General features: G+C 60.5%; 18 protein-coding genes. 5 read left to right on the forward strand and 13 right to left on the reverse strand.

What is annotated here, in order from left to right; translation table 11 throughout:
* Positions 1–108: 108 nt before the first annotated feature.
* Entirely contained in the window at positions 109–291 is a 183-nt protein-coding gene (locus ACWTU7_RS01675) for a hypothetical protein (RefSeq protein WP_029356162.1), read from the forward strand.
* Here the strand turns inward: ACWTU7_RS01675 and ACWTU7_RS01680 are convergent, their stop codons facing one another.
* Complete coding sequence (locus ACWTU7_RS01680; protein ID WP_029356161.1) at positions 292–855, reverse strand: sigma-70 family RNA polymerase sigma factor; 564 nt, start codon at positions 853–855, stop codon at positions 292–294. It lies immediately after the preceding gene.
* 350 nt (positions 856–1205) lie between these two features.
* On the opposite strand from ACWTU7_RS01680, the gene katE reads away from it, so the two are divergent.
* Positions 1206–3317, forward strand: a complete 2112-nt coding sequence (katE, locus tag ACWTU7_RS01685) for a catalase (RefSeq protein WP_455837466.1) — start codon at positions 1206–1208, stop codon at positions 3315–3317.
* 92 nt (positions 3318–3409) lie between these two features.
* Here the strand turns inward: katE and ACWTU7_RS01690 are convergent, their stop codons facing one another.
* The 6 genes from ACWTU7_RS01690 to ACWTU7_RS01715 all read right to left on the reverse strand — a co-directional run bounded on the left by ACWTU7_RS01690 (position 3410) and on the right by ACWTU7_RS01715 (position 17256).
* The gene (locus ACWTU7_RS01690; protein ID WP_455837467.1) at positions 3410–3904 is read right to left on the reverse strand and encodes a hypothetical protein; all 495 of its coding nucleotides are present in this window, start codon (positions 3902–3904) and stop codon (positions 3410–3412) included.
* Positions 3905–4031: 127 nt separating this feature from the next.
* The gene (locus ACWTU7_RS01695; RefSeq protein WP_455837468.1) at positions 4032–4724 is read right to left on the reverse strand and encodes an ABC transporter ATP-binding protein; all 693 of its coding nucleotides are present in this window, start codon (positions 4722–4724) and stop codon (positions 4032–4034) included.
* Entirely contained in the window at positions 4724–5872 is a 1149-nt protein-coding gene (locus tag ACWTU7_RS01700) for an ABC transporter permease (protein ID WP_455837469.1), read from the reverse strand. The genes ACWTU7_RS01695 and ACWTU7_RS01700 overlap by 1 nt, the downstream gene beginning before the upstream one ends.
* Entirely contained in the window at positions 5869–7005 is a 1137-nt protein-coding gene (locus ACWTU7_RS01705; protein ID WP_455837470.1) for an efflux RND transporter periplasmic adaptor subunit, read from the reverse strand. The genes ACWTU7_RS01700 and ACWTU7_RS01705 overlap by 4 nt, the downstream gene beginning before the upstream one ends.
* A 55-nt stretch (positions 7006–7060) precedes the next feature.
* Positions 7061–16231 carry an SDR family NAD(P)-dependent oxidoreductase gene (locus ACWTU7_RS01710; RefSeq protein ID WP_455837471.1) on the reverse strand — a complete coding sequence of 3057 codons (9171 nt, stop codon included), beginning with the start codon at positions 16229–16231 and terminating at the stop codon, positions 7061–7063.
* A 227-nt stretch (positions 16232–16458) separates the two neighbouring features.
* Positions 16459–17256, reverse strand: a complete 798-nt coding sequence (locus ACWTU7_RS01715) for a 4'-phosphopantetheinyl transferase family protein (protein ID WP_455837472.1) — start codon at positions 17254–17256, stop codon at positions 16459–16461.
* A 267-nt stretch (positions 17257–17523) separates the two neighbouring features.
* Between ACWTU7_RS01715 and ACWTU7_RS01720 the strand changes: the two genes are divergently transcribed.
* Positions 17524–17835, forward strand: a complete 312-nt coding sequence (locus tag ACWTU7_RS01720; RefSeq protein ID WP_095519798.1) for a hypothetical protein — start codon at positions 17524–17526, stop codon at positions 17833–17835.
* 635 nt (positions 17836–18470) lie between these two features.
* On the opposite strand, the gene ACWTU7_RS01725 is transcribed toward ACWTU7_RS01720, so the two are convergent.
* From ACWTU7_RS01725 to ACWTU7_RS01745, 5 genes are all read right to left on the reverse strand, one after another.
* Entirely contained in the window at positions 18471–18998 is a 528-nt protein-coding gene (locus ACWTU7_RS01725) for a YciE/YciF ferroxidase family protein (RefSeq protein WP_455837473.1), read from the reverse strand.
* 218 nt (positions 18999–19216) lie between these two features.
* Complete coding sequence (locus ACWTU7_RS01730; protein WP_455837474.1) at positions 19217–19435, reverse strand: hypothetical protein; 219 nt, start codon at positions 19433–19435, stop codon at positions 19217–19219.
* A 270-nt stretch (positions 19436–19705) separates the two neighbouring features.
* Positions 19706–19927, reverse strand: a complete 222-nt coding sequence (locus ACWTU7_RS01735) for a hypothetical protein (RefSeq protein ID WP_029356137.1) — start codon at positions 19925–19927, stop codon at positions 19706–19708.
* A 19-nt stretch (positions 19928–19946) separates the two neighbouring features.
* Positions 19947–20318 (reverse strand): STAS/SEC14 domain-containing protein, encoded by a 372-nt coding sequence (locus tag ACWTU7_RS01740; protein WP_455837475.1) that lies wholly within the window; start codon positions 20316–20318, stop codon positions 19947–19949.
* 168 nt (positions 20319–20486) lie between these two features.
* Positions 20487–21635 carry a DUF3182 family protein gene (locus ACWTU7_RS01745; protein ID WP_455837476.1) on the reverse strand — a complete coding sequence of 383 codons (1149 nt, stop codon included), beginning with the start codon at positions 21633–21635 and terminating at the stop codon, positions 20487–20489.
* A 266-nt stretch (positions 21636–21901) separates the two neighbouring features.
* Here ACWTU7_RS01745 and ACWTU7_RS01750 point away from each other — a divergent pair, with 266 nt between their 5' ends.
* Positions 21902–22972: a ribonuclease Z gene (locus ACWTU7_RS01750; protein WP_455837477.1), complete on the forward strand. Its 1071-nt coding sequence runs from the start codon at positions 21902–21904 to the stop codon at positions 22970–22972.
* Here the strand turns inward: ACWTU7_RS01750 and ACWTU7_RS01755 are convergent.
* Positions 22960–23484, reverse strand: a complete 525-nt coding sequence (locus ACWTU7_RS01755; protein ID WP_455837478.1) for a metallophosphoesterase family protein — start codon at positions 23482–23484, stop codon at positions 22960–22962. The two genes, ACWTU7_RS01750 and ACWTU7_RS01755, sit on opposite strands and share 13 nt — an antisense overlap.
* Before the next feature lie 572 nt (positions 23485–24056).
* On the opposite strand from ACWTU7_RS01755, the gene ACWTU7_RS01760 reads away from it, so the two are divergent.
* The gene (locus ACWTU7_RS01760; protein WP_455837479.1) at positions 24057–25268 is read left to right on the forward strand and encodes a serine hydrolase domain-containing protein; all 1212 of its coding nucleotides are present in this window, start codon (positions 24057–24059) and stop codon (positions 25266–25268) included.
* The last annotated feature ends 14 nt before the right edge of the window (positions 25269–25282 follow it).

Genomic DNA, 25282 nt, shown 5'->3' on the forward strand with positions numbered 1-25282 from the left:
AATGCTGTGCAAGGGACGGCGCTGACGGCGAGGACGGCGCGTGAATCCTTGCAAACGCTGATTGCTGTCACCACACTGGTGAAGGGACCAATTCGTTAAGAGAACACTATGTCTCGCTCAAGCGACGATACCATCAGCCCGCAACTCCGGCTGGCAATAGACCGGAAGATTGCATCTCTGCTGACTGCCATCGAGCAGGAAAAGGTCCCCGACCGTCTGACCAACCTTGCGGTCCAACTGCAGAACGCGCTTGTCGAGAAGCGTCGATGCAAAGCAAAGAAAGTGGAATAGCTATCGACGCCTGTCGACTGCCAAGTTTCCCTGTGCTTCGGACAGGTGATTGCGTCTTTCTACCAATGTCTGCAACGAACTTTCGCCGAGGTGTTCCAGCACGCTGGCGCGCGCTCGGTTAAGGCGGCTTTTTACTGTTCCCACCGCGCAACCGCATATTTCGGCAGTTTCTTCATAGCTGACGCCAAGCACCCCGATCAGCATCAGGACCTCGCGCTGATGTTCCGGCAGCTTCTGGACCGCGCTAGAGACTTCCTTGCTCTGAACGGTCCATTCCTGCGTCGCTTCCGAAATCGGGATCGAAGAGGCGCAGTCAAGCAGGCCGGGTTTTTCCCTGTCGGCGGCCTTAATGCGCGTATAATAGGTGTTGCGCATGATGGTGAAGAGCCATGACTTCATACGCGTTCCGGGCTCGAACTTATCGATGTTGGCGAGCCCTTTGGTCAACGTCTCCTGGACCAGGTCATCAGCATCGTCAGGAACACGGCAGAACGTGCGGGCGAAGGCTCGCAAGGCAGGTATCAGGTCAACGATGGAAACGTCATCCGTTTCCTGGTTGGCCAAGGCGTAGCCCCTCGAGGACAATGGTCCAGCTCCCAGCAAGAATAAGTTGATGCACGCAGACCTAGCTAAATGCATGAAGGTTGGGTTCGTTCCGGACGTCGAAATAAGTCGCTAGAAAATCTTGGATTGGGCGAACGCACACCCGTCTCTGTGCGGCCGAGTTCTGTTGCAGTGAGGCCGCCCGATTAGAACACTGCCAGGGTCCGCCCGCAGTGGGCAGCCAGCGACGTCGATTCGCCATTGTTCCGCAAGCAAAGGCGCCGGTCTTTTGCTGGAACAAAGCTGCGCATCGGCAGTTCGACGCCCTGAGCCGGTGGTTCCGGCCTTCATCCATCGAGGAGCGATAAACCATGGCCCAGTCCCGGCAGCGTTCAGAAACTCAGCCTGCAAGCAGTCGCGACCAAAATGTCGGGCGTGGAAACGGCGGTGAGTTTCACCAAACGGCGGGAGGCGAGACCCCTGTCCTCACCACTGCGCTCGGAACGCCTGTCTCGGACGATCAGAACACTCTGAAGATCGGCGAGCGTGGGCCATCGCTGATCGAGGATTTCCACTTCCGTGACAAGATCTTCCATTTCGATCACGAGCGGATACCCGAGCGGGTCGTGCATGCTCGCGGCTACGGGGCACACGGCTATTTCGAAACCTATGAATCGCTCGCTAAATACACGCGCGCCGACATTTTTCAGCGTGCTGGCGAAAAGACGCCGGTTTTCGTGCGCTTCTCGACAGTCGCCGGCAACAAGGGCTCGTTCGACCTGGCCCGCGACGTGCGCGGTTTCGCGGTCAAGCTTTACACCAAGGAAGGCAATTGGGATCTGGTCGGCAACAACATCCCGGTTTTCTTCATCCAGGACGCGATCAAGTTTCCCGATCTGATCCATGCCGCCAAGCAGGAACCGGACCGCGATTTCCCGCAGGCCCAAACTGCGCATGACAATTTCTGGGACTTCATCAGCCTGATGCCGGAATCGATGCACATGATCATGTGGATCATGTCAGATCGTGCGATCCCGCGCTCCTTCCGCTTCATGCAGGGCTTCGGCGTCCACACCTTCCGCTTCGTCAACGCGGACAACGAATCCACCTTTGTCAAATTCATCTGGAAACCAAAGCTTGGCATGCAGTCGGTAGTCTGGAACGAAGCGGTCAAAATCAATGGCGCCGATCCGGATTTCCATCGCCGCGACCTGTGGGAGGCGATCCAGTCCGGCAACTTCCCTGAATGGGAACTTACCGTACAGCTCTTCGATCAGGACTTTGCGGACAGCTTCGATTTCGACGTCCTCGACGCCACCAAGATTATTCCCGAAGAGATCCTCCAGCCGATCCCCGTGGGGCGACTGGTCCTGGATCGCATGCCGGATAATTTCTTCGCCGAGACCGAACAGGTTGCGTTCATGACGCAGAACGTGCCCCCCGGCATTGATTTTTCCAATGACCCGCTGCTGCAGGGACGCAACTTTTCCTATCTCGATACCCAGCTGAAACGGCTGGGCAGCCCGAATTTCACCCACCTTCCGATCAATGCACCGAAATGCCCGTTCGCTCATTTTCAACAGGATGGACACATGGCCATGCGCAATCCGGTAGGCCGTGCCAATTATGAGCCAAATTCGTGGGGCATGGGTCCGCGCGAAGAACCCCAGCGCGGTTTCCGTTCCTTTGCCGATGCCGAGGAGGGCCAGAAAGTGCGGCTGCGGGCGGAAAGCTTCGCCGACCACTACAGCCAGGCGAGGCAGTTCTTCAACAGCCAGACGCCTCCGGAACAACGCCACATCGCGATGGCTTTGACATTCGAGTTGAGCAAGGTCCAAACACCGGCAATCCGCGAACGAATGGTCTCCCATTTGCTGAACGTCGACGAGGCTCTGGCGGCCACTGTCGCCGACAAGCTTGGCATTCGAAAGATGCCCAATCCGGCAAACGCTGCCGTGCCGCCGCGAGACGACCTGGAGCCATCGCCGGCGCTCAGCATCATCAAAAACGGACCGGAGAGCTTCAGAGGCCGCAAGGTTGGCGTGCTGGTCAGCGACGGCGTGGATGCCGCGATGTTCGAGCAACTTCGATCCGCGGTCGAAACGGAAGGCGCGGTCATGGAGGTTGTCGCCGCAAAGGTCGGCGGCGTAAGTGCGGCCGACGGTACGCAAATCGAAGCGAGGCACATGATCGACGGCGGACCATCGGTCCTGTTCGACGCGGTCGTGCTTATGTTGTCAGAACCGGGCGCCGAACTGCTGGCCAAGGAAGCCGCGGCGAAGGATTTCGTTTCCGATGCCTTCGCGCATTGCAAATTCATCGGGTTCACGCCGCAAGCCGAGCCACTCCTGGCCAGGGCAGGTGTCGAGGCGGATGCGGATGAAGGACTGATAAGGCTGGAATCAGAAGAGGCGGCTGAGAAATTTGTCCAGGCTTGCGGGAAGTTGCGGCTGTGGGCGCGGGAGGCGGCCGTCAAGCTCTGACGCGGGTGCATGCTGGCCATCTGTTTGCATGGTAGACGGGAACCCCGGCGACCATGCGGGCGGAAGCATCCGCCCCGCTCTTACCGGGCCGTCTATGACCGGCCGTTGTTCTTAGCCGTTTCCTCTCGCTGTTTTTTCAGGACTTCGTCAGTCCCGACCAGCTTTTTCGCCCCGCCGGAGATCGCTGTGGACACCACGGCAGGCGGGTCGCTCGCGGGAAAAGAGTCCTCAAGCCCGGCCTGCAACTGGTCTTCCAGGGTTTTCGGCTCTTCCGACCGACCAAGTGTCCTTCGGGTTTCTGCTTCCTCCAGCGGCTGTTTCATTTTCGGTGAAGAACTGACCTCGCGGACGCAGGCGTAAAGCTGTTCGATGGCAAATTCCTTCATTGCCTCGAAATCAGCTCTGTCATCACGCATTGCCTCGATCTGATCGACCATCGTCTTCTCGAACCGTTCCAGACTATCGCTTCCGCAAGCGTGGCAAAGCCGCAATAGGGCCTCGTGAAGCACTTTCGGACCAAAAAAAGCAGACGCCTCGAGCTTGAGCCGCTGCAAATGCTCTGGAGTTGCCGCCTGAAGTTTTGACATATGCAGCCCTTTCGCCTGACGAGCATATCAACGGCAATCGTCGGCAGATGTTCCATTCACCGGCAGCGCTTGGCCGACAATGCAGCATACCGGTGTCCGGCTATCGGTCATTCGCAGCGGCGGGTGCCTACCTCCGTGCTCGGCCGTCTTCGAGTTCGAGCGTCGAATCGAAGTAGGTCATCCAGCGCGTATCGTGGGTCACAACGCAGATTGCGACATTGCGACTGTCCGCCAGATGCCTGAATACCTTCATCACCATCTCCGCCCGCGTGCCATCCAGCGCGGCGGTGGGTTCGTCGGCCAGAATGACTGTGGGATCGTTAGCAAGGGCCCTCGCGATCGAAACACGCTGCTGCTCGCCGCCGGAAAGCTGGGACGGATAGTTGGAGCGGCGATGTCCCATGCCCAACGCATCGAGCAGCCTCGCGGCTCGCAACTGCGCTTGCTGTCGGCCGACATCGTTGACCTGCATGGCGATAGCGACGTTCTCGGCGGCAGTGAGAAAAGGGATCAAATTCGCCTTCTGGAACACGAAGCCAAGGTGGGTCCGCCTGAAGGTCCGCAGCTCGTTGAGCTTAGCACCGGGACGCGAAATCACCTTGCCGTCGAACAGAACCTCTCCTGTGGTCGGAGTCTCCAGCAGACCGGCGATCATAAGCAGCGTCGTCTTGCCCGAGCCGCTGGGCCCGACGATGCCGCTGACGACGCCGGGGCTCAAGGTCAGTGAACCTTCAGCCAGAGCGGTGACCGGAGAACCGCCGCTCTCATAGACCTTGCTGGCGCTGCGGACCTCCAGCGTGGCGAGGCGGCGCTGCGACATCAGGCCAGCACTTCCTGGGCACGGACGGCGAGCGCGCGACGGATCGCAAACCAGCTGGCCGCAAGGCTGAGCGCCATGAGCACCAGCGACAACACGCCAAGGTCGGATTCGGTGATCAGCACGGTTCTCGGGAACCTCGGATAGATCGTGAACGAGATGGCAATGGCCAGAACGAGGCCGCAAAACCCGATCATCCCCGCCTGCTGCGCGATCATGCCGATGATCACCCTGTCACGAGCGCCAATCAGCTTCAAAAGCGCTATTTGCGCGACCTTCTCGATCGTCATCGTATAGATGGTCAGCGCTATGACGGCGCAGCAGATGAGCAGCGTCATTGTCGTGAAAGCCAGGATCTGTACCCGGAGCTTGCCGAGGCGGCCGTCCAGCAGAAGCGTTTCTTGGTCCTGTTGAGTCAGGACCTCGACATCACCCCAGCGCTTGATCGCGTCACGCACGACCTCCTTGTCGGCGCCCGGGAGAGTTTCGACGATCACCGCGGCGACACTTCCGGTATCGTCGCCGAGACCCATGCGTGTCTTGCCCTTGGCAGCGCGGTTGAGGAGGATCGCTTCGCTTGGAAGGAGCTGATTGATGACCTGCGCGTCCGGGATGGTGACGAACAGTAGACCGTCGCCACCCATGTCGACCTGCCCGGTAGACACGCCGACAATCGTATAGCTATCCCGTCCAAGCCGGATCTCGTCGCCAACAGCCAGGCCGAGAGTTTTGTCCGCTATGGCCTCATAACGATTCGACTGGACGTGACGGCCTGCGATCAACGGTATCCAGCTACCACTGTCGCTTGGATAGTCGACTCCGGTGACCGACATGCGCAGGGGAGCCCCGTCGATATCGAACTGCTGATTGTATTGGATGAACCGCCGCGTTGCCGCAACGCCGGCCACGCCGGCCACGCGGCGATCGAGATTGGCCGGAACGGCGGAGGATTCGGCGAACGGCCCGGACTTTCCCCCTTCGACGACCCAGAGGTCGGCACCAATGCCATCGATCACGATGAGTGCTTCGTAGACGATGCCGCGATACATGCCCAGCATGCCGATCGTCGCCGCCATCAGCAGGCCAACGCCGAAGACAGTCAGGATGAACCTCAACAGGTTGAGCCTGATATCTTTGATCGCGAGGTTCACCCGCCTGATACCTGTATGTTGACCGCCTGATACTGGAAGCGGCCTGTCGGACTGAGCACCACATCCCCGACTTTCAGGCCGCGCGTGATCTCGATATCGGTGCCGCTGGAATAGCCCAGTGAAACGGGCGCCCAAAAGGCCCGGCTTTCGCGGGCAACCCATAGACCCACCCGCCCCTGGTTCCTGGCCAGGAAACGCTGTGGCACGGCGATGCCCGGCGATGGCGATTCCGCTTCGATGATGATGCTCGCACGCTGCCCAACCGCCCAGTTCGCAGGCACCTCGTCCAGTTTCAGATCGACTGTGAACTCACGCGTCTCCTGGTCGACCTGCCGGCCGATCCGCAGGATCGAAGCGGCATAGGGCCGCTGCGGATTCGATGAGAACGTGACCTTCGCGACCTGCCCAGGCCGAAGCGACCCCATTGCGGATTCATCGAAGCGTGCAAAGACCAGCAATGATTTCGGATCGACGATCTGCATCAGTTCGACGCCCGGTGAAAGCAGGTCGCCGACTGTACGACTGCGGGAAACCACGACACCGTCAACCGGGGAGCGTATGGAGGTTTCGCCGACGCGGCTCCGCAGTTGCTCGACCTCGGCGGTCGCGGCCGCGGCCTGGGCCTTTGCACGCTCGATGGTAACAGTCGCTCGCGCCAACGCGGCCTCAGCCTGCTTCTGGGTGCCCTCGACGAGGTCAAACTCAGATTTGGAAATCGACTTGCTGGCCAGCAGCAGCTTCCTGCGCCCCAAATCGGCCTGAGCGGTGCCGGCGGCGATGGCCAGCCGGTCGCGCTCGAGCTCGGCCTCGCGCACACTCTCCGCAGCGGCCCGGTCGTTGGCGACCGCGGCGGCGAGCTGGTATTCGAGTTCGGTCGCGTTGAGGGTGGCGAGTACGTCGCCTGCCTTCACTTCGTCATTCCGGTCGACGCGGACCTCGGCCAGGAACGCCTGGATCCGTGCCGTCACGACAACCTGATTGGTCGCGCCAAGCAGGCCAGGCCCGGCGATCTCACGCGCGATCAGCCTTTGCTGGGCGACATAGGACTCGACCTGAGCGGGCCAGATGTACCATCCGGAAAAGAGCCCGACTGCCGCCAGAACGGCAAACAAGATTAAGATGAAGCGAACCACGTGACTTTACCCGCACCGGCTTCGGCCGGCCCCGTCAACCAAGAATTGCGCAATACTACACCGCCGCCTGCTCAACGGCATCGACTGTCGATTGGCCGGCCACCAGCCGTTCGATGACCTCCCGCAGAATGTCATGCGCCTCCGCATCGTCATAGCCAAGCAGATCGTATGTCATGAACAGACCAAGACCGGTCCCGCTCGGATAGGTACGCAGGTCTAGCTCGCTGGTGCGTGGCTTTTCTCGCCGCATGTCAGGCAGGGGCGTTACTTTGAACATGCCGAGGTCGAGCTCGCCGGTTGCATTGGCCCTTTGAAGCGGGGCCGACTGCGTGGCCTGCGTCCATCTTTCGACCGTCTGGGTGCCGACGACGAAGAGGGAGGTGTAGGACCCCTTGGCCACGACATCGTCATGAACGTCCCCGAAATAATTCGAATCCATGAAGGGCGCGAATTGGATGGCCTCGTCGATCCCTTCTCCGAGGGAAACGGCGAGTGCTTCGAGCGTCTCGTACCGGGACAGACGCACGCGTACGGGCACGTCCGAGGCGACGAAGTTAACGTAGTTCTCCAGCCTCCGGTCGTGGCGCAAGGCAGCTGGGATCTGCAGGACCATATCATCCACGCCACCCCGCGCACCAATGGTGTGTGCAAAAGCCGCGATGATCATGGCCGTTTCCGTCGTGCCGGCTGCCCTGGCACGCTTGCGCAGCACATCCTGCTGGTCGCCGGGTATCGAGAGCGTCACGCCCTCGCCGAGGCTGCAATCGACCAGATTGACATTCGTCCGCCGGCCCTTCGCCTTGCGCCCGAGATTGGGAATATCCGGCAAGGGCTCGGCGAATACCTTGCGCAGGAATGCGTCGCGCCGTTCGAACGAGCCGGGTTTTCCGACATGGTCAAAATCCCGGATGAACCGGTCGATGCTCATTTCCACGGGATCAAGCGGCAGGCCGAGATAAGCCTTGACTGTCTCCTCGACGATGAGGCCGAGAGAATAGCCGTCAACGACGAGATGATGTGCCTTGGCGACGATTAGGTCGCTCTCGGAGCCGAACCGGATGACGGTGACACGGAACATCGGTGCCTCAATGTCTATGCGCTCCTGCGCAAGTTCCGTTGCGCGCTCCATTGCTTCGGCCTCATCGGCAACTTGCTCGACCCTGAAGAACTCCGTCGGCGTCCTTTCCAGATAAGCGCCGTATCCAGCCCCCTTGCGGAAGAACCGGGTACGCATCACCTCGTGGCGCGCCATGATCGTTTCGATCGCTCGCCTGAGACGGTCGGCGTCCATCTGCGGCCGGATTTTGAACTCTTTGCTCACCAGGAACGCGGCACGGGCATGCGAAGTCGCGTCCGGATGTTCCTGGAAACGCAGCAACCCCAGTTGCGTGCTGGTCACCGCAATCTCTCTTTCTACGTTGGGCACGCCCTCGAGCGGCGAGCGCTCGACATCCGCGCTCGCACTCGGCTGGCCAGACCACTCGCGCACCCTCCAGAGCATTGCGTCGGGTACCAGGGGGCCTGACGTTTCAAACTGGGAGGAAAGCTCGCCGAGAAACTCATCGAACAGCAACCGCGCCGTTGCTTCCTCGACGACGTCGAGATCCACCGTCAGCCGGCAGACAACAGCGGCTTCGCAGACCGCTGCGGACAATTGGATCTCGTGCGCGGATGCGGCGACCGCGTCGAGAGGATGGTCGAGAGCGGCGAGCGCCGTAACTTGGCTCCCGTCGAGGAAAGCGAAGCCGAATTGGCGCAGCGAAATATGGCGAACGCGCAGGTCCTCTTCGAGCGCCAGTTCCAGGGACGACGTATCCATTGACCGGTGCGCGTGACCGTTTGCGTCGGCACGCTCGACCTTCCTGAGCAGATCGTAACCGGGTTCATCCATGGCTCGCAGGACAACCGGATAGGACCCATCCAGGGGGCCTATCAATCCGTTTGGTGTCCCCTCCCCGCGCTCGCTATACCAGCGGTCGACGACCAACGACCGGCGGGAGAAGCGGTTTGCCAAGGTCTTGGCATAGGCGGTCAGGAAGCGCGCGGCCGGCAGTTCCGATTTCCGCGCGAACGCTGCGGCGGGAAGCGTGATCTCCAGCAGCCCGACACGGCCCCGGTTCGATCCCATACCGGCGGGAGACGCGGCGCGACTGCGGCCGGGTATCGGTACGATCGCAGGCGCGTAGTGAAGGATCTCCTTCCAGTAGGCGAGATCGCGACGATACTCGCTCGATCCAGGCATCGGATGGACCGCGCGTGCATGGTCGGCAAAACTGGGCCTGGCTTCCACCGCTTCCTCCTCGTCTTGCGCGAGCTGCGCGAGCAGAAGACGAACCGACAAAGCGTCGGCAGCCGCGCGATGAGCCCGGACTTGCAGCTCGTGACCGCCATCCTGCCGCTGCCACGCACCGATGCGCCACAGCGGACCAGGGAGCGCGACATCGCCCAAACGACCGCCCGGCGAAAGCACTTCAACAACAAGTTGGGCCTCGAAACCGATCTCCACCGCGCCGGACGCCGATGTCGCACCCGTCATCCGGAGCGCATCGTGGCTCTCGACCAGTCGAGCCAGTCTTGACGCAAGCGTGGCCAGCGACACGCCAGGCGCGATGCTCGTCTCGACCAGGATCTGATTGTCGGCCTTTGCGACGGCCGACGACATCGGCCGTCCATCCAGCATCATCGCATGGACCTGGCGGCCAAGAGGCCGGAAGGCTTCCTGCACTGCAGCGCCGTCGGGACTCACTTGTGCGGCCGAGACCAGCAACGCGGATGCCTTGAGCTTCGCCTCAAAGGCGGACGCGACGAGACGGGCGAGCCCCGCGATCGTCGGCGCCTGCAGGAACTTGGCGACAGGGATGTCGACTTCGACCTGGGCCTCGACGCGGTTCTTCAGCTCGAACGACGACAGAGAGTCAAGACCGAGTTCGCTGAGCTTGCGGTCATCAGCCAGGGCGCTTGCCTCGACCTTCAGGACTTTCGCCACCTCGCGCCGGATCATGTCCGCAAGCAAGTCGTCCCACGCCTCGCGTGGCGCGGCCGCCAGCTCGGCCTGAATGCGAGACCGCCCTCCGGTTCTGTCTCCAAGCAGCGGCGAAATCCTCGGGTTCGTCGCTGCGCCCGGGTTCGTACGTGCGATCGCGGCCCAGTCGATATGGGCGAAGCCGAGGTTCTCCGATCTGGCGCGCAACAGATAGGACAAGGCTGCCGCCGCTTCGGAATCCTGCACCGGCTTGATGCCGACGCTGTCGAGATAGTTGGTCATTGCTTCCGACCTGGCGACGAATCCACTGCCGGCGATCATGCCCCAGGCCGTGGAGGAGCCAGCCAAGTTGCGACCTCTGCGATACGTGGCGATTGCGTTCAGAACAGAGTTGGCCGCCGTATAGTTGGCCTGCCCCGACGAACCGATAACCTGCGCGATCGAGGAGAAATTCACGAAGAAGTCGAGGGGAATATCATGTTCGACGACGGCGACGTGCAGGTTCCATCCGCCGGCTATCTTCGGCCGCAGCACGCGGTCGATCTTGCCTGCATCGAGCTGCGAGACGAAGGCATCCTCGATCACCGCAGCGCCCTGCACGATGCCGCGCAGTGGGGCGTCTCCCGCAGCATGTTCCCCGATCAGCCTGTCGACGGCTGCTGCATCGGTCACGTCCAAAGCCGCGCGAACGATCCGCGTGCCGCGCTGCTCCATGATATCGATGGCTGCAGCCGCTTCGGCATCGGGAACACCGCTTCGATTGGCAAGGATGATGGTTCCCGCGCCCTTTTGACTCAGCCAATCGGCGATCGCGACGCCGAAGCCCTTGAGTCCACCGGTGACGAGATAGGAGGCCTGAGCGGAGACGGCGAACTGTGCGGCGAGGTCAAGTTCGATGTCCACGGAAGGTTCGTCGAAAGTGACGATCACTTTGCCGATGTGCAGCGCTCGCGAAAGCATGCGCATGGCTTCCGCAGCACGTGATGCCGGGAAACGGCTCGCCTCCAGCGGCTTGTAAGCCCCGGCGGCAACCTTTGCCTCCACCTCCGCCAGCAATTGCCTGAAGAGTTTCTCCCTCTCCACGGGAAGCGTCGAGAGATCAATGACCGAATAGGCGTTATTGCGATAGAGCGAGCGAAGTCCGATCGGCTTGTCGTCGGCGAGATCGCGCTTGCCGATCTCGACCATGCGGCCGAACGGCGCCAGGCATTCCAGGCTCTTGTCGATGCCATTGCCAGACAGCGCGTTCAACACCACGTCGACGCCGCGGCCGCGCGTCAGGGAACGCACCTCGTCGGCGAAATCGAGGGCGCGCGAGTTCATGACCTCATCCACGCCCCGTTTCTTCAGGAAGGCGCGTTTCGTGTCGCTGCCGGCAGTGCCAAAGACTCGAGCGCCCACGTCATGCGCGACCTGGATGGCGGCGAGGCCGACGCCACCCGAAGCCAGATGGATGAGCGCGGTTTCGTCCTCCGCCAATCTGCCGATATGCGTGAGAGCGTAGTGAGCGGTAAGGAAGGCTGTCGGGAGGGTCGCGGCCTCGATCAGATCGATGCCGTCGGGCACGCGCATGGCGAGATCCGCCCGGATCTTGGCGAAGCGTCTGAGATAGCCCTTGCCCATGCCCATGATGCGATCGCCAGGCTTGAGATTGGTCACCCGATCACCGACTTTGCGAACGGTCCCGGCGAACTCCAGCCCGAGATTGCGCCAATACGCCTCGTCATTCTCCAGCTCGTCCGGCAGGATGCTGGTAGCCGCCATAATGTCGCGGAAATTCAGGCCGACCGCGGCGACTTCGACCATGACCTCGTTCGGCGCCAATTCGGGATCGGCGATTTCGCGCAGTACGATATTGTCTATGGTGCCGGGTCCCGTCATGGTGACGGCGAAGTTGGAAGAATCCCGCGCGGTCTCCAGCGTCCGCCGCGACGGCGCGACTTCGTTCAAAGCCAATTGTTCCAGACGCGGGACATACCGTTCGGCGCCGCGCAGGACGAATTCCGTTTCTGCGGTTTCCTCCAGCACGGCGTCCGAAGTCGTTACCCCTGACTGCAGCGACCTGGCATCCGCATCGATAAGACGGATGCTCAAACCCTTGAATTCGTTTGCCATTGTGCGAGAAATACCGATCAAGGCGCTCTCGCTCAGGCCGGAAAGGCTCATCGGCTGGTCACCTTGCATGAGCCGGCTGCCGGACGTGAAGACAACCAGTTCGGGCCGCGGTTCGGACGAGCTGTGCAGCCGGTCGACGACCTTTCCAAGTGTGATCAACTGGTGGACGACAGGCGTAATCGTGGCGAGAAGCGCGTCCCCGCCTGCTTTTTCGTCGAGCGTCTCGGCGACGTCGGCGCTGAACAGGATGCCACCCTTCCCCTCCGATTTGGTCATGAATGCCCGGATCGTGGCGAGCGCTTGATCCGCATCGAGATTCAAAAACGGCGCGGGATTTGCGACTTCGACCGTCACTCCGCGGCTGACCAACTCGGCCAATGTGGCTTCCAGGCGCTGCGTTCCGTCACCCACCACCAGCCAGTGAGCACAACGCAATGAGGGTGCTGCGGGTTTGGCTTCCTGCTTCTCGAAATGCTCCTCGAAAACGCTGGAGACGGACCCGGCGCCCTGTTTGGTCCTGCCGCCCCTGACCTTGCCCAGCGCCTTTGTCTGCAGGTTGTCGAGAACGATCAACGACTGCCCTTCCGGCGAGAATACGCTGAACCGCATCGAGTACGGATCGAGGCCCGGCCGGATGTCGACGATCACGTCGGGCGTCATCGGGGCGCTCAGCAGGATCTTGCGCGCCCCGGTCGGCAGGCGCAGCTGGTACTGGGCCTTGTCTTCATTCGCCGGCGGCAGCGGTTCACCAGGAACCCACACGCCGTCTTTATGCGAAGCCAGGCCGATGCCGGCCTGGAGCACGGCGTCCAGCAGTCCGGGAAAGGCGAAATACTGCTTCGACAGGTTGGGATCCTTGCTCGACAGCCTGGCAACCAGGCGGTCGCCGATAATATCGAGCGCGCTCACTGACTGGAAATACGGGCCGTATTCGAGGCCGTGCCGTTCGGCGAGACGGTAGAATTCCGTCTTTTCGACAAGGCTTGGGCGATCCCGCAGGAGGTCAGCGGGAGCTGGTGCAAGTTCGTATTTGTGGCTGAAGCCATAGGCCTCGGCACGCGTCCTCCAGCCGTCTTCCGAATCCCGATGGAGCGTCGAGATGCGCAGCCTGCTACCGATCGGATCGAACGTCGTCGTGACCAGTATGACGTCGTCCTCGGCGATGGAAAGCGCTTCGTACAGTTTGAAATCGCGCAGCTCCACGGACTCGGATCCGAAATGGTCGCGCAGCGCGGCACCCATGATTTCGATGTAACCGACGGCCGGGAACAGGCAGTCGCCGCTGACGCGGTGGTCAGCCAGGAATTTGAAGCCTCTGAGCGTAATTTCGTTCGTCCAGGACGGTCCCGCCGTGAAGTCGCGCCATCCAAGCAGAGCGTGCCGGGGCGCCTCGAACAGGAAGCTCTTGGTCTCCTCGGATGTGTTCAGCAGGCGCTGGTTGTTCCAGGGCAGTTTGGGAATGGCCAACCGACCGCTCGATGGTTTCGGCCGGTGGAATTCGACACCGGCAACGTGCAGGCTGCCCTCGGCCCGCGCCAGCGTCCAGAAATCATCAGTTTTGCGATCGAGCGAGTTCACCGCGGCGACGTCTGCCCCACGTTCCTGCGAAATGCCTCGGATGAGCGGCGTCAGCGTGCGGTGCGGACCAACTTCCAGGAAAGTATTGATGCCGAAATCGAGGGTGAAGTCCAATGCCTTGGTAAAGCTGACAGGTTGGCGCAAATTGGCCCACCAGTAGTCAGCGTCAAACTTCGTTTCGAATATGCCGGTGACAGTCGAGATGATCGGCAGGCCGCCTTCCTTCCAGGCAACCGGACCAAGTTCGCCGAGGAACCATTCCTTGCAATCTTCCAGATGCGCGCTGTGCCACCCGAAATCCATGGTCATGCGGCGGGCCGTCGCGTCGGGATAGGCTTCCGCGACCTTGGCCAGCAGGCCAAGCACCGCGTCCTCCATGCCGGAGATCGTCTGAGCGATCGGGCCGTTATAGGCAGCAATGACGACGCTTTCGTCGTCGGGCAGGAAAGGCTCGAGCTGCTGGACCGTCAGCCCTATCGTGGCCATTGCACCGCGCCGCTCGCTTTTCAGCGGTATGAGGCCGCGTTTGGCGATGATGCGGGCCGCCGTCCCGAGATCGATGACGCCTGAAACATACGTGGCCGCGACCTCGCCGAAACTGTGACCGATCAGAAGCTCAGGCCGCACGCCGATCTTCATCCAGCGCTCGTAGAGCGAAATCTGTGTGGCGAAGATGGAGGCCTGCGTGACATCGGCATCGTTGATACGGGTCTTTGTCTCGTCCCGTAGCATCTCCTCGACGGTCGACCAGCCGACCATCGGACGCAGCACCTCGTCGAACATCTCGGCCGTTCGGCGAAACGCGCGGTCTTCCTTCAACAGGCGGCGCGCCATGGCCCACCACTGGCCGCCCTGGCCCGAGAAGGCGATGGCGAGCCGACGGTTGGAGGAGGCCCTGCCGGTGATGATGGTCGGCCCTTCCGCGTTCTGCTCAACGGCTCCTTTCGCCAATGCGCGCAGCTGGGTCTGGAGCGCGGTGCGCTCGGGCTCGACGATAAGCGCGGCCCGTTGGGCGAAGTTATCGCGCGCGCTGCTCAAATGGGCGTTGATATCTTCGACCGGCGTCTCCGCCAGGGAGCCCCCCTCCTCCAGAGCATCCGCCAGACGGCCTGCCCACAGCTCCAGTCCCGCTGTGCTGCCGGCCGAGATCGGGACGGCTATCGGATGGCCGGCTATTACCGGCCTTGGCGCGCGATTGACGCTCGGCGACAGTCCCCGCCATCCTTCCACGGCGATCGAGGCATTGGTTCCGCCAAAGCCGAAGGAGTTGACCACCGCCAGGGCCGGTCGGCCGTGATGGTCGATTGGCGTCGGCTTCGTTGCTACGGCGATGTTTAGCGCGTCGAAGGGAATGCTCGGGTTCGGGCGCTCGAAATTCCGGTTCGGCAGCACGATGGCATGGGTCGCCGTCAGCACGGTCTTGATGAAACCAGCGATACCGGAAGCGGATTCGAGGTGGCCGAGATTGGGCTTGAACGATCCGACATAGGCCGGCTTTGGTCGTGAATTCACACCGAACACGCGGCCGATGGCAGCCGCCTCGATCGGGTCGCCGACCGGTGTGCCGGTTCCATGAGCCTCGACATAGTCGACATCCGCCGGATCGATGGAAGCGCCTTCTACGAGCGCCTCCAGCATCGCTTGCTGCGCTTCCCCACTCGGAGACGTCAGGGTTGGCGTATATCCGTCCTGATTAACCATCGAATGACGGATCACCCCATAGATCCGGTCGCCGTCCGCAATTGCGCGGTCGAGAGGCTTCAGCAATACGAAGCCGCAGCCTTCGCCGCGAACGAAGCCGTCCGCCCTTTCGTCGAACGTGTAGATGCCGCCGGTCGGCGAAAGCATATTGGCGCTGGAGAATGCGATGAAGGGACCCGGATCGAGCATGCAGTTGACGCCGCCTGCCAGCGCCATGTCGCAGGTGCCCGTGCTCAGGTGACGCACTGCCTGGTCGATGGCAACTAGCGCCGACGAGCATGCCGTGTCGACGGCAATGCTCGGCCCTTTCAGATCGAAGCGGTGGGAGATTCGATTAGCTGCGATCGAGAACGCCGAACCCGTGCCGGCAAAGATATCCCCGCCACCGACACGTCCGCGGCGAAGGTTCTGCGCGAAATCGTTGGTCGAGATGCCAAGGAATACACCGGTGCGTGCGCTACGCAGATCGGCCAATGTGCGATGGGCATCCTGGACGGCTTCGAACGCCACTTGCAGCGCCAGGCGCTGCTGCGGGTCCATCGTTGTCACCTCGCGGGGCGACATGTCGAAGAAACTCGGGTCGAAGCCGAAAACATCGCTGGCAAGAAATCCGCCCCAGCGCGTCCGCATCTTTCCCCGCGCATCGGGCTCCGGATCGTAGAAGGCGTCGGCGTTCCAGCGGTCCGCCGGGATATCAACGATGCCGCAGTTCTTCTCCAGGAGAAAGTTCCAGTACGATTCCGCGTCCTGAATCCCTCCAGGGAACCGGCAACCGATCCCGATAACCGCGACTGGCTGCGTAGAGTCAATGACGTGCTGGGGCGCATCGCCCCCACGATGAATGTTCATGCCCACACCCCCGCCTAGTTATGCACCGTAGGTTGCACAACCCACGGTGTATTTAAATGCATGTCCTCGCGGAAGCTCCAAGCGCAAATTCACCAGGCAAGCATCTTTGTCGCAAGATGTGTCTTTTAAGCCGATCTGACTGCTTTTAAGCCAATATGTCTGCTTTTTAAGCCGATCCGACTGCTTTTTTAAGCCGATTTACTATTTTTAAGAGGAGCACCGTGCGCTCAATCTTCCGGGCTAGGCTTAATAGCAGGCGCTAGCCGACGTCCAATTGCTGAAGCGTCAAGGAAAGCCGTATTGTCGAAGTCGAAGACACGCGCGGCCGCCTGCGGACCGCGTGCACTCCAGGCAACGGCGGCCACATGGTGTTCGCTTGGACGGAACTCACTAAGCCTGGTCGGCTCAATCAGCCCAAGGGGCGGTGATAGGATAGAGGCCTCGCCGTTCGCCTCCATGCCTATTTCAAGTCCCACTCCGGAGAGGCCGACGCCTGCGGCCTTTAGCAAGGCTTCGCGACAAGTCCAAAACCGGTAGAACATCAGGCGACGGGCGTCTGACGTCAGGGACTCAAGCTGCATGACCTCCCCGGGCGCGAACAGAGAGCGGGCGATGGACATCTCGTCGCTCAGCGGGGCGATGAGTTCGATATCCACGCCGACCTGTCCGGCGGCGGCCACGGCCACAAGGGCAAGTTCCCCCGAATGCGAGAGGTTGAAGGCGAGGCTCCGGTCCGCAAGGACAGGCTTTCCTTCAGAGGTCTGGCGCAGATCAAGCTCTTCCGGCGCTTGGCCGATGTAAACTGACAGCACAGTGCGCAAGGCGGCATGAGCTGCCAAGTAGCGTCGTTGATCGCGCTCAAACACAAACCGCCTGCCCCTGGTCAATTCAGCTGGGCTAAGCGCGGTCAGGTCCATTTGTGAAATTGGAGCATCGAGGGCGATCCGCCATATATGGACATCGAAGCCGAGAACTGGCGTCGCCCGCGCGCCATCTTCTTGCAAGACAACACCGCTCTGCTTCATCTTACACTTTCTTCGCCGACAGAAGAGCGCGGCATGGCGTCGGCTCGATCGACGCCAATGGTAGCTGGTGATTAGCGATTAAGGAACGCTAGCAGATTTCGTCCCAGTTTAGGATAGAGGTAAGCGCGCTCTTGGCGATGGCCATCCGGGTTGTAGAAGCACCGGTCAAGCGCCGTACAAGCAAGTGAGAAAGGAACCTTTTCTGAAACAGGCCGTTTGCCAGCAGGTCGTTGCATTAGCGACCAGTAACAACGGAAGGATCTTGTCATGAGCTACAAGATGATCTGTCTAGGCGCGATGGCGCTTTCTATGGTAAGCGGCGTTTCTCTCGCGGCAGGCCCCGACTCAGGCACGTCTGCCTTGGATGACCCCGCAAAGATGGAGCCGTTCTACACAGACTCTAGCATGACGACCATGCGGTCCGACGACGAGTTCACGGCAGCTTGGAAAGCGCTGACGGACGAGGATCGTACGGCAATGACAAAAGTCTGCGATGACGAGGCGGCAAACGCCAACGCCGCCAACACCCACCCTGAATTCTGCAGCAATGTCAAAAAGCTCGGCGGCGAGAGTAACTGAACCATGGAAGGCGGGCAACGGCCCGCCGTTTGATTACCGACTGTGAGGCCGGAGCGAATGGATAGCCGGGCTGTATTAACCGGTCGCTCCGCCACTCACGGCCATGCGAATGACCAGACCAATGATAAAACAGCCGCGCGATGCGCTGCTGCCAGAGCCGTATCTTTGGTTGCTTCAGGATCCACCCGCCAACCGCACTGGACGCGAGCGCGTTGTGCGCTAGCACCAATGCGCCGGTGATTTTTGCGTGCCACCCAGTAACAGCAATTGCAGGGTTACCGATCCTCAAGCCGGGTCAATAAATTGTGGAAGGAACGTCAGGGCCGGGCGGAGTCTGCACCAAGCTAACTGTCCCTAGGAAATCTATCCACAACAGGGGATCCATCGTCCTGCTCTTTCCCATATATCTGGGCAGTGAGCTTGAAGGCATTGGCGCCCTGTATGGATTTCAATTCCAGCCAATCAAGTCCCAGCGTTGCGCCTGAATTGTCAACTAACCTGGCAGTTGCAGGCGAATTGCCTGCAACTGCCGGTCAATCAGGCGGGTCAAGAATCTCGGATGGTAAGCACGGTACCTTCGGAGCGGAGCCGCTGGCGATCCCTTGCCGGGGCACCGCAAGCCGGTGCCCTAGAAATTACGCAGCCGCTTGAAGGGCACGTTCGTTGACACCACCCTCGCCCAGACCCGTCAGCGCTTCGTCTGTCGCGACCTCTTCCTTGAGCGTCGCTTTGAGAAGAGCGACGACATCGGCCTTTCCCATCTGTTCTGCCCAGGCGACAAGAGTACCGTAACGGGCAATCTCGTAATGCTCGACGGCTTGCGCAGCTGCGACCAGTCCGGCATCGAGCGCAGGAGCACCTTCATATTCTTCGAGGATTTCCGAGCCTTCTTCAATGATGCCGTCGATCGCCGGACAGGTCTGGCCGCGTGCTGCCTTGCCAAATTTCTCGAACACCTCCTCGAGGCGATCGACGTGAGCTTCCGTTTCCATACGATGCTTTTCGAAGGCCGCAGTCACTTTTTCCGACTCCGCACCTTTCGCCATTTTCGGCAGGGCCCTCAGGATTTTCTTTTCGGCGTAGTAAAGATCTTTGAGCCCGTCGAGGAACAGGTCCTCAAGACCCTTGGTTGTCGCTTTCGCGGCTTTCTTCGCAGTTGGCATGGTCTTCTCCCGCTGGGTTGGAGTTAGCCTCCCTAACTAGGAAGGCGTCCGATAACCCCGCCGGCCGGCAACAAGTTCCCTGATGATTCGAGCCGCCGGAAATTTTCCGAGGCCCCGGGTTCGCATAATCAGGTGCTGCAAAGGGTTACGCTGGCGAGCGAAGGCGCAGCGCCGGCCTTTCGGGCCCGCCCCCGATCGGCCCGCGCCGGGCAATCGGCTCAATCGATCCGTCTGATACGGCCCTTGTCGAGACGGAACACTCCATCCTGTCCGCCCTGCTTCTCAAAGTCGGTAAGCAGATCATCCCATGTACCCAGGAATTCGCCACAGTCGTCGCAAACGATCATGTCCTCGGGACCGGCGTCGGCCGGAATCCTCAGCCTTATTGTCAGGCAGTAAGGGCACTCCAACTGGTGGTTAAGATACTGTTTGGTCATTGACGACCGCGAGAATGCACCGGAAATGTGGCCCGTGCAACCTGGCTCGCGCTGATCCGACGGGCTTGGTCCGAAATGTACAGCGATCGGGATCACGGATTGTCGCGATCCTCCAGGAATACGAGCGCGTCTTGGCTGGGGCCGAATGTTCAAAGCCGATGAACAGCAGGGTTTAGCGCAGTTACCGCTGCTGCAAGTGTGTTCTGAACACCGGATCTTGAAACTCTGGAACAGTCCGCTCTCGGTTCGAGTCAAGACAGCTTGAGCCCATCATAGCCCGTCTTTGGTCGGAGGCCACCCAGACTGAGCCGTCGGCGGAATGTTGTCGGAGGTCACCTCGCCCCGCTTGAGTTTTCTAATGGCTTCGTCGGCTTCGATTTCATCCAGGCCGGAGAGCGGCAAACCGTCAACTACGACGGCTTCCTCGCTCTCGTCGTCATAGACTTCCCACAAGCCCTCCGAATCCTGTCGTTTGTTGTAGATGGTTGGCATGGCCGCTCCTTAGATACCGCTATTGGACGCCGGCTACCCATTCCAACGCCTGGGTCTTTTCGTCCGCCGGGAACACCCGCGCCTCGATCTGCGGGAAAAGCGCGCCCGTCATCTCCTTAGCCGCCTTGATCCACTGTTTTTCGGACACCACCGCGGCACGCTGGAAGGGGTGGAATTCGCCAAGTTTGCTCAAACCGTACTGCAGATCGCGGCGCAAGGCGTCGCCCGTCATGTCCTCCAAATCCGTAAGGTCGGCCAGGATGCCGATCTCTTGATGTGCGCTCAGTTTCTCTTCGATGACCGGGATGACTTTATCGTAGTCCTCCGCGGTCAGGGTTCCCGCAACGCGAAAAGCGGCGACGTTCTCAGGAGCAGAAATAACCTCGATCACTTTTCCCTCCTTCGAATTGGGTTTAGGTTATGCCGAACAACTCAAGCCGCCCACGGATGTTCCCTGGTCCTTAAGCGTTTTGCGATCCTAAATTTGACACTCATTGGCCCGCGCAAATGGCACAGAGTTGTGCAGCGACCATCGACGGCGCAGGGCAAGTCTACGATGCTAATCGGCCGCTTTCCTTGGCGGCTCCCGGGTCGCATGGGTGACCACGGTATAGCGCGTAATCGGACCCTCATCGGGGTCTTTCCCTTGAAAGTGAACGTCCGCGTCCACCGGTAACCGGCTGGTATTGCCGAACTCCTTAACTGCGGACGCATGCACGAGTTGAATGTCCGGGTCCTGCTTCATGATTTTTATTGCCGCAAGTTCGGCGGTACTGCTGCCGCCAATGCGCCAGCTGGCTTCGAGCACGCCGGATCGCCAGGTACCCGACGAGTCGACCCCCTGGCCGATATCGTAATTGCGCCGCGAGGCGAAAAATCCAGGATACTCCGCCATCGCCGCGTCATAGGCCTTCGCCTGCACAATTGCCAAAGCTAGTGCGCGAGGAAGCTGAAGATCTTGGAGAGCTTCCCATCCGCCGCGCACTACAATGAGATCCGATCCGCCGTAAACGGATTGTCCCGCATTATCGGTCACCGTCCTTTGAGTGCCGTAGTAGGCGACCATGATTTCATCGATCTCCGTTCTACCAACACTCAACGTTACGATTTCACGAAGGTCCGCTTCGAGTACCAGACCGCACTCGTCCAAGTCGTGGGAGCGGTATCGCTCGAGCAGTCTCTCGACGTCAGCGACCGTGCGAACAATGTGCTGGTCCTGGCCTCGCGAGGAAAGCGGTGGCTTAAGTCGCGCCGGCCCGAGCCTCAACAGGCGTTGCGCTGCTCGCAGCGCATCGTGCCGCGAAAATACCGTGTAGCCAGGCAATACTGCTGCGCTGACAGTTCTGCCGAAGTCGGTTGACCATTCTTTCGGTCGCTTGGCCAAGCCGTCGACCACTTCATGGGTTATCGCCTTGGTCATTGCGAAGCGCCAAGGCACCACGCCGCCGAAGAGATCCTGCGGCCCGTTGATACCTAGCCGTGCCGCATCGGGAGCAAGCAAACTGTCGTCCGGCACGAAATACAAGCCGTTGCCGCCGCTGTTGCCCAGACCCTGCTGGAAGGCAAATCCCTTGAGACTCGCAATCGTGCGGGCAACGGCAGCCATAGCTTCCCGTTCGTGAGCGTAGAGGGGCTCGCAGCCCGGCGCGGAGAATGCGATTACGGTGCCTTTTGCCTCGCTCGGCTGAGTGCCTCTGTGCTCGGTCATCTCGTTCGTTCCGGTGCTACCTCATTGTGGCCGCGGATTGCCGATGTTTCGGCCCGCGATTCGGTCCGACCCAAGAGAACGCGCAAGATGGCAGAAACGTTCAGCCTGGCTTGGCCGGGCTCGCCGTACTTCTGCGTCCTCTCGAACGAAATACGTTGGGAACCGCTACCCGGAGCGCGCGATTAGAGGGGCAGACGTGAGGTCCAGATCGTGTCTGAAGGTGAGCGCCTGGTGGCGAAATTCGAAAACAGTATCGGGTGAATTCGGTGACGTTGCTGGCTCAGCCGCGCCTGGTCAACGACCCCTTCTCGGATGCGGGGCTCCTTCTGGATTTCCGATTCGGCAACCGGGCGATGCTCTTCGACATTGGTGATCTGTCGCCACTTTCGCCGCGCGAAATCCTGCGCGTCAGCCATGTATTCGTATCACATATGCATATGGACCATTTCGCCGGCTTCGATCGGCTCCTGCGGTTATTTCTATACAGGAATAGAACAGTGCATTTCTTCGGCCCGCCTGGGTTGACCGCGGCCGTGCAAGCCAAGCTCAACGCATACACGTGGAATCTCCTCGACGAACGGTCCCACGATTTCATGATAGCTGCCTGCGACTGGACGCCGGGCGGATTTCATCATTGCCGCCTGTTTCGGGCGCGATCGGGCTTCGCTCGAGAGGATACTGCCTCGACCTCAGCCGAAGGAAATGTCCTGCTCGATGATCCCGATTTCCGTGTCGAAGCAGCAATGCTTGACCATGGCGTTCCATGCCTTGCATTCGCGTTTCAGGAAAAGATCCGGGTCAATGTGCAAAAACCGCAACTGAAAGCATTGGGTTTGCGCGTCGGACCTTGGTTGAGCGAAGCCAAGCGTGCGGTCCGGCGCGGGGCTGATCCGAAAACGACGCTGGCGCCAACCGCGGATCGGCATATCTCGGTCGGCGAACTGCTCGGTGCCGGAGCCCTGAGAACCGGTCCCGGGCAGAGGATTGTCTATGCGACCGATCTCGCCTTCAATGAGGCAAATCTTGCTCGTGTCGTTGCGCTTGCGCACGGCGCGAACCAGTTGTTTATCGAGGCGGGCTTCCTGCAGGAAGATCGCGAGCTGGCCGCAGCGAAGCGGCATCTCACGGCAGCCGAAGCCGGCACTATCGCCAGGCTTGCAGGTGTTGAACATGCCGTGCCGATGCACTTTTCGCCCCGTTATCTCGGACACGAGGATGAACTGCGTGCAGAGTTCATGGCAAATCTGGTCGCCGTAAGCGCTTCTCAACCGCGCGACGCAGAATACCAGCCATTAGGCAACAGCCGGTATGATCTGCGTTTTGATCACTTGCGTTGAATATACCGGCCGACGGTTCGCCGCCGTCGGCTTGCAAGGATGGCGGAAAGGGTGACCGGGCGAAAATCCCAGCTGTCAACGCCCGCGTCGTACTGGCGTGTAACCGGGCTCAGTCTGCCGTGGGAATGGCCATGCAGATCGATCGATTTCTTGCCGATCTGATTCCAGGTGCGAAAAGGATAGTGGCAAAGGATCAGCAACCGGCCGTCTATCGTCAGCTCCTTATAATGTTGAGTGCTGGCCCAACCTGCGGCGCCGATGGTCGCTGCGCCATCGTTGTTGCCGATGATCAAATGCTTCTGGCCATGAAGAGAAGACAGTAGCGATGAAACGAATTCGGCCGATCCCCTCGCAAAATCGCCGAGATGCCAGATCTCGTCGTCCGGGCTGACGGTTTGGTTCCAGAGCGAAATCAGCGCTCGATCGTGTTCTGCCAGCGAGCCGAACGGGCGACGATCGATGCGCAGAATGCGCGGATCGCTGAAATGTGTGTCGGCCGTGAAATAGATCATGGTCGTTCACAGCCTTTGCGGACAATGTCCGAACCTCGCCATACATTCGTCGAGCCTGTCGAGCGCGATGAGATAGTGCGCCACCGCGCTCTGGCCACCTCTGCTTGTGTTGGCAGAGGTCGGGGGCTTCCATCAAGGACCTTCGTGGCATTACCTTGAGATCGCAAGAACCTAGGCCGTGAGCTCATCGACACGTGGGAGCTGTGGCTAACGGGAGTCCGCTTTGGTTGAACTCCGGAAGCCGGGTCTGAGCCATCTCCGGAACGCGCCAGAAGCAGAAACTCCGGAGAGGCGCCGCCCAAACGTCGGTGACGAGTGCGCCGAGTAACGCCCCTCGCCATGGCTATCTCGCCGTCGATGGGATAGGGTCTCGCTACGAGATGATCAGCAGTCCAGAGGCAACTGACACGCAACCACGCCGGCCGGCAATCGGTTCGTCATCCCCTCGCCGATCTCAGCTCATAAGAGCCAGTCATCGGCGACATCCATCCGTTGCTGCTATTTCCGGTCACAGACAGAGGCTAGGGTTTCCGAAGGGGTTCATCTCGTCGACCTGGCCAGCGAGTGAGACAATGATAGCGAGAACAGTGGGCGCCGTGGTTATTGCGGTGTGCGCAACGGGCAGCGCCATGGGCGCGTCTACACCGGCTCTCAAGCCGATCGACCCGGTCGCGCTTCAGGGAATGGTGGAAGGTGCGGCTAAGGAACTCCTGCTGCCCGGCGCCATGGTTCTTCTGCAGACTCCGCAGGGCAATTTTGGCTTCGGCTACGGAACAACCGAGCTAGGGGTCACGAACCCGCCGCGCGCCGATACCCATTTCCGGCCCGCATCGAACACCAAGACGATGACGGCCGCCGTGATCGTGCAACTGGTCCAGGAAGGGAAGCTGGGCTTCGACGATCTGATCTCGAAATACGTTCCGGGCGTCCCGAACGGTGACAAGATCACCATTCGCCAGCTCATCAAGATGCGGAGTGGCCTCAATAACTTCACCAACGCGCCGGAACTTGCCCAAAGCCTTGACCATGATCCGGACAAGGTGTGGACGGCGAAGGAGGTACTCGCCCTGGCCTTCGATCGGCCGACACAGTTCGAACCGGGCGCCCAATTCGAATATAACAATACGAACTATTACTTGCTCGGCCTCGTCGCCGAAAAGATCGAAGGGCAGCCTTTGGCCAGCATCTTCCAGGATCGCTTGTTCGGACCGCTCGGCATGAAGAATACGGCGCTGCCGGTGAGCACGTCGAACGCCATCCCCGAGCCTTATGCGCACGGCTACCTCTACGGCGGCACCTCATACGCTCTGGTTGATGCGCCCTATCCGGACGATCTCCAGGCGGCGGCCAAGGCAGGAACGCTCAAGCCGAACGATGACACGTGGCAAAACCCTTCGCCGTATTTTGCCGCAGGCGGCGTCGTCTCGACCGCGGACGACCTCGCGACCTGGATACGCGCGCTCGTCGGCGGCAAGGTTCTCAATGCCGACTATCAGCGCCAGTGGCTGGACAGTCCCGAGCCAGAGGACCCAAGCAAGCCTGAAGGCCAGAAGTACGGATACGGCATCTCCGCGATCACCTTCGGGCCGAACAAGGTCTATTTCCATGGCGGCGAGATGGCCGGCTACAACTCCTTCATGGGCCATGACCCGGTCAACGATGTCACGCTGATCATATGGACAAACCTGACGCTGTCGCCCGATGGCAAGGCAACCGCGAATACCCTGATGGTGAAGATACTGGATCAGATCTACACGGTGTCACCGCTTCAAAAGGCGAAATAACGAACCTGGCGGAA

The sequence above is a fragment of the Mesorhizobium sp. BHscii genome (assembly GCF_053848065.1).

Excerpts from the sequence above, each read along its gene's own strand:
- ACWTU7_RS01710 (WP_455837471.1), bottom strand. The coding sequence starts at position 16,231 with ATGAACATTCATCGTGGGGGCGATGCGCCCCAGCACGTCATTGACTCT.
- ACWTU7_RS01745 (WP_455837476.1), bottom strand. The coding sequence starts at position 21,635 with ATGACCGAGCACAGAGGCACTCAGCCGAGCGAGGCAAAAGGCACCGTA.
- ACWTU7_RS01715 (WP_455837472.1), bottom strand. The coding sequence starts at position 17,256 with ATGAAGCAGAGCGGTGTTGTCTTGCAAGAAGATGGCGCGCGGGCGACG.
- ACWTU7_RS01690 (WP_455837467.1), bottom strand. The coding sequence starts at position 3,904 with ATGTCAAAACTTCAGGCGGCAACTCCAGAGCATTTGCAGCGGCTCAAG.
- ACWTU7_RS01725 (WP_455837473.1), bottom strand. The coding sequence starts at position 18,998 with ATGCCAACTGCGAAGAAAGCCGCGAAAGCGACAACCAAGGGTCTTGAG.
- ACWTU7_RS01755 (WP_455837478.1), bottom strand. The coding sequence starts at position 23,484 with ATGATCTATTTCACGGCCGACACACATTTCAGCGATCCGCGCATTCTG.
- ACWTU7_RS01730 (WP_455837474.1), bottom strand. The coding sequence starts at position 19,435 with ATGACCAAACAGTATCTTAACCACCAGTTGGAGTGCCCTTACTGCCTG.
- ACWTU7_RS01695 (WP_455837468.1), bottom strand. The coding sequence starts at position 4,724 with ATGTCGCAGCGCCGCCTCGCCACGCTGGAGGTCCGCAGCGCCAGCAAG.
- ACWTU7_RS01720 (WP_095519798.1), top strand. The coding sequence starts at position 17,524 with ATGAGCTACAAGATGATCTGTCTAGGCGCGATGGCGCTTTCTATGGTA.
- ACWTU7_RS01760 (WP_455837479.1), top strand. The coding sequence starts at position 24,057 with ATGATAGCGAGAACAGTGGGCGCCGTGGTTATTGCGGTGTGCGCAACG.
- katE (WP_455837466.1), top strand. The coding sequence starts at position 1,206 with ATGGCCCAGTCCCGGCAGCGTTCAGAAACTCAGCCTGCAAGCAGTCGC.
- ACWTU7_RS01675 (WP_029356162.1), top strand. The coding sequence starts at position 109 with ATGTCTCGCTCAAGCGACGATACCATCAGCCCGCAACTCCGGCTGGCA.
- ACWTU7_RS01735 (WP_029356137.1), bottom strand. The coding sequence starts at position 19,927 with ATGCCAACCATCTACAACAAACGACAGGATTCGGAGGGCTTGTGGGAA.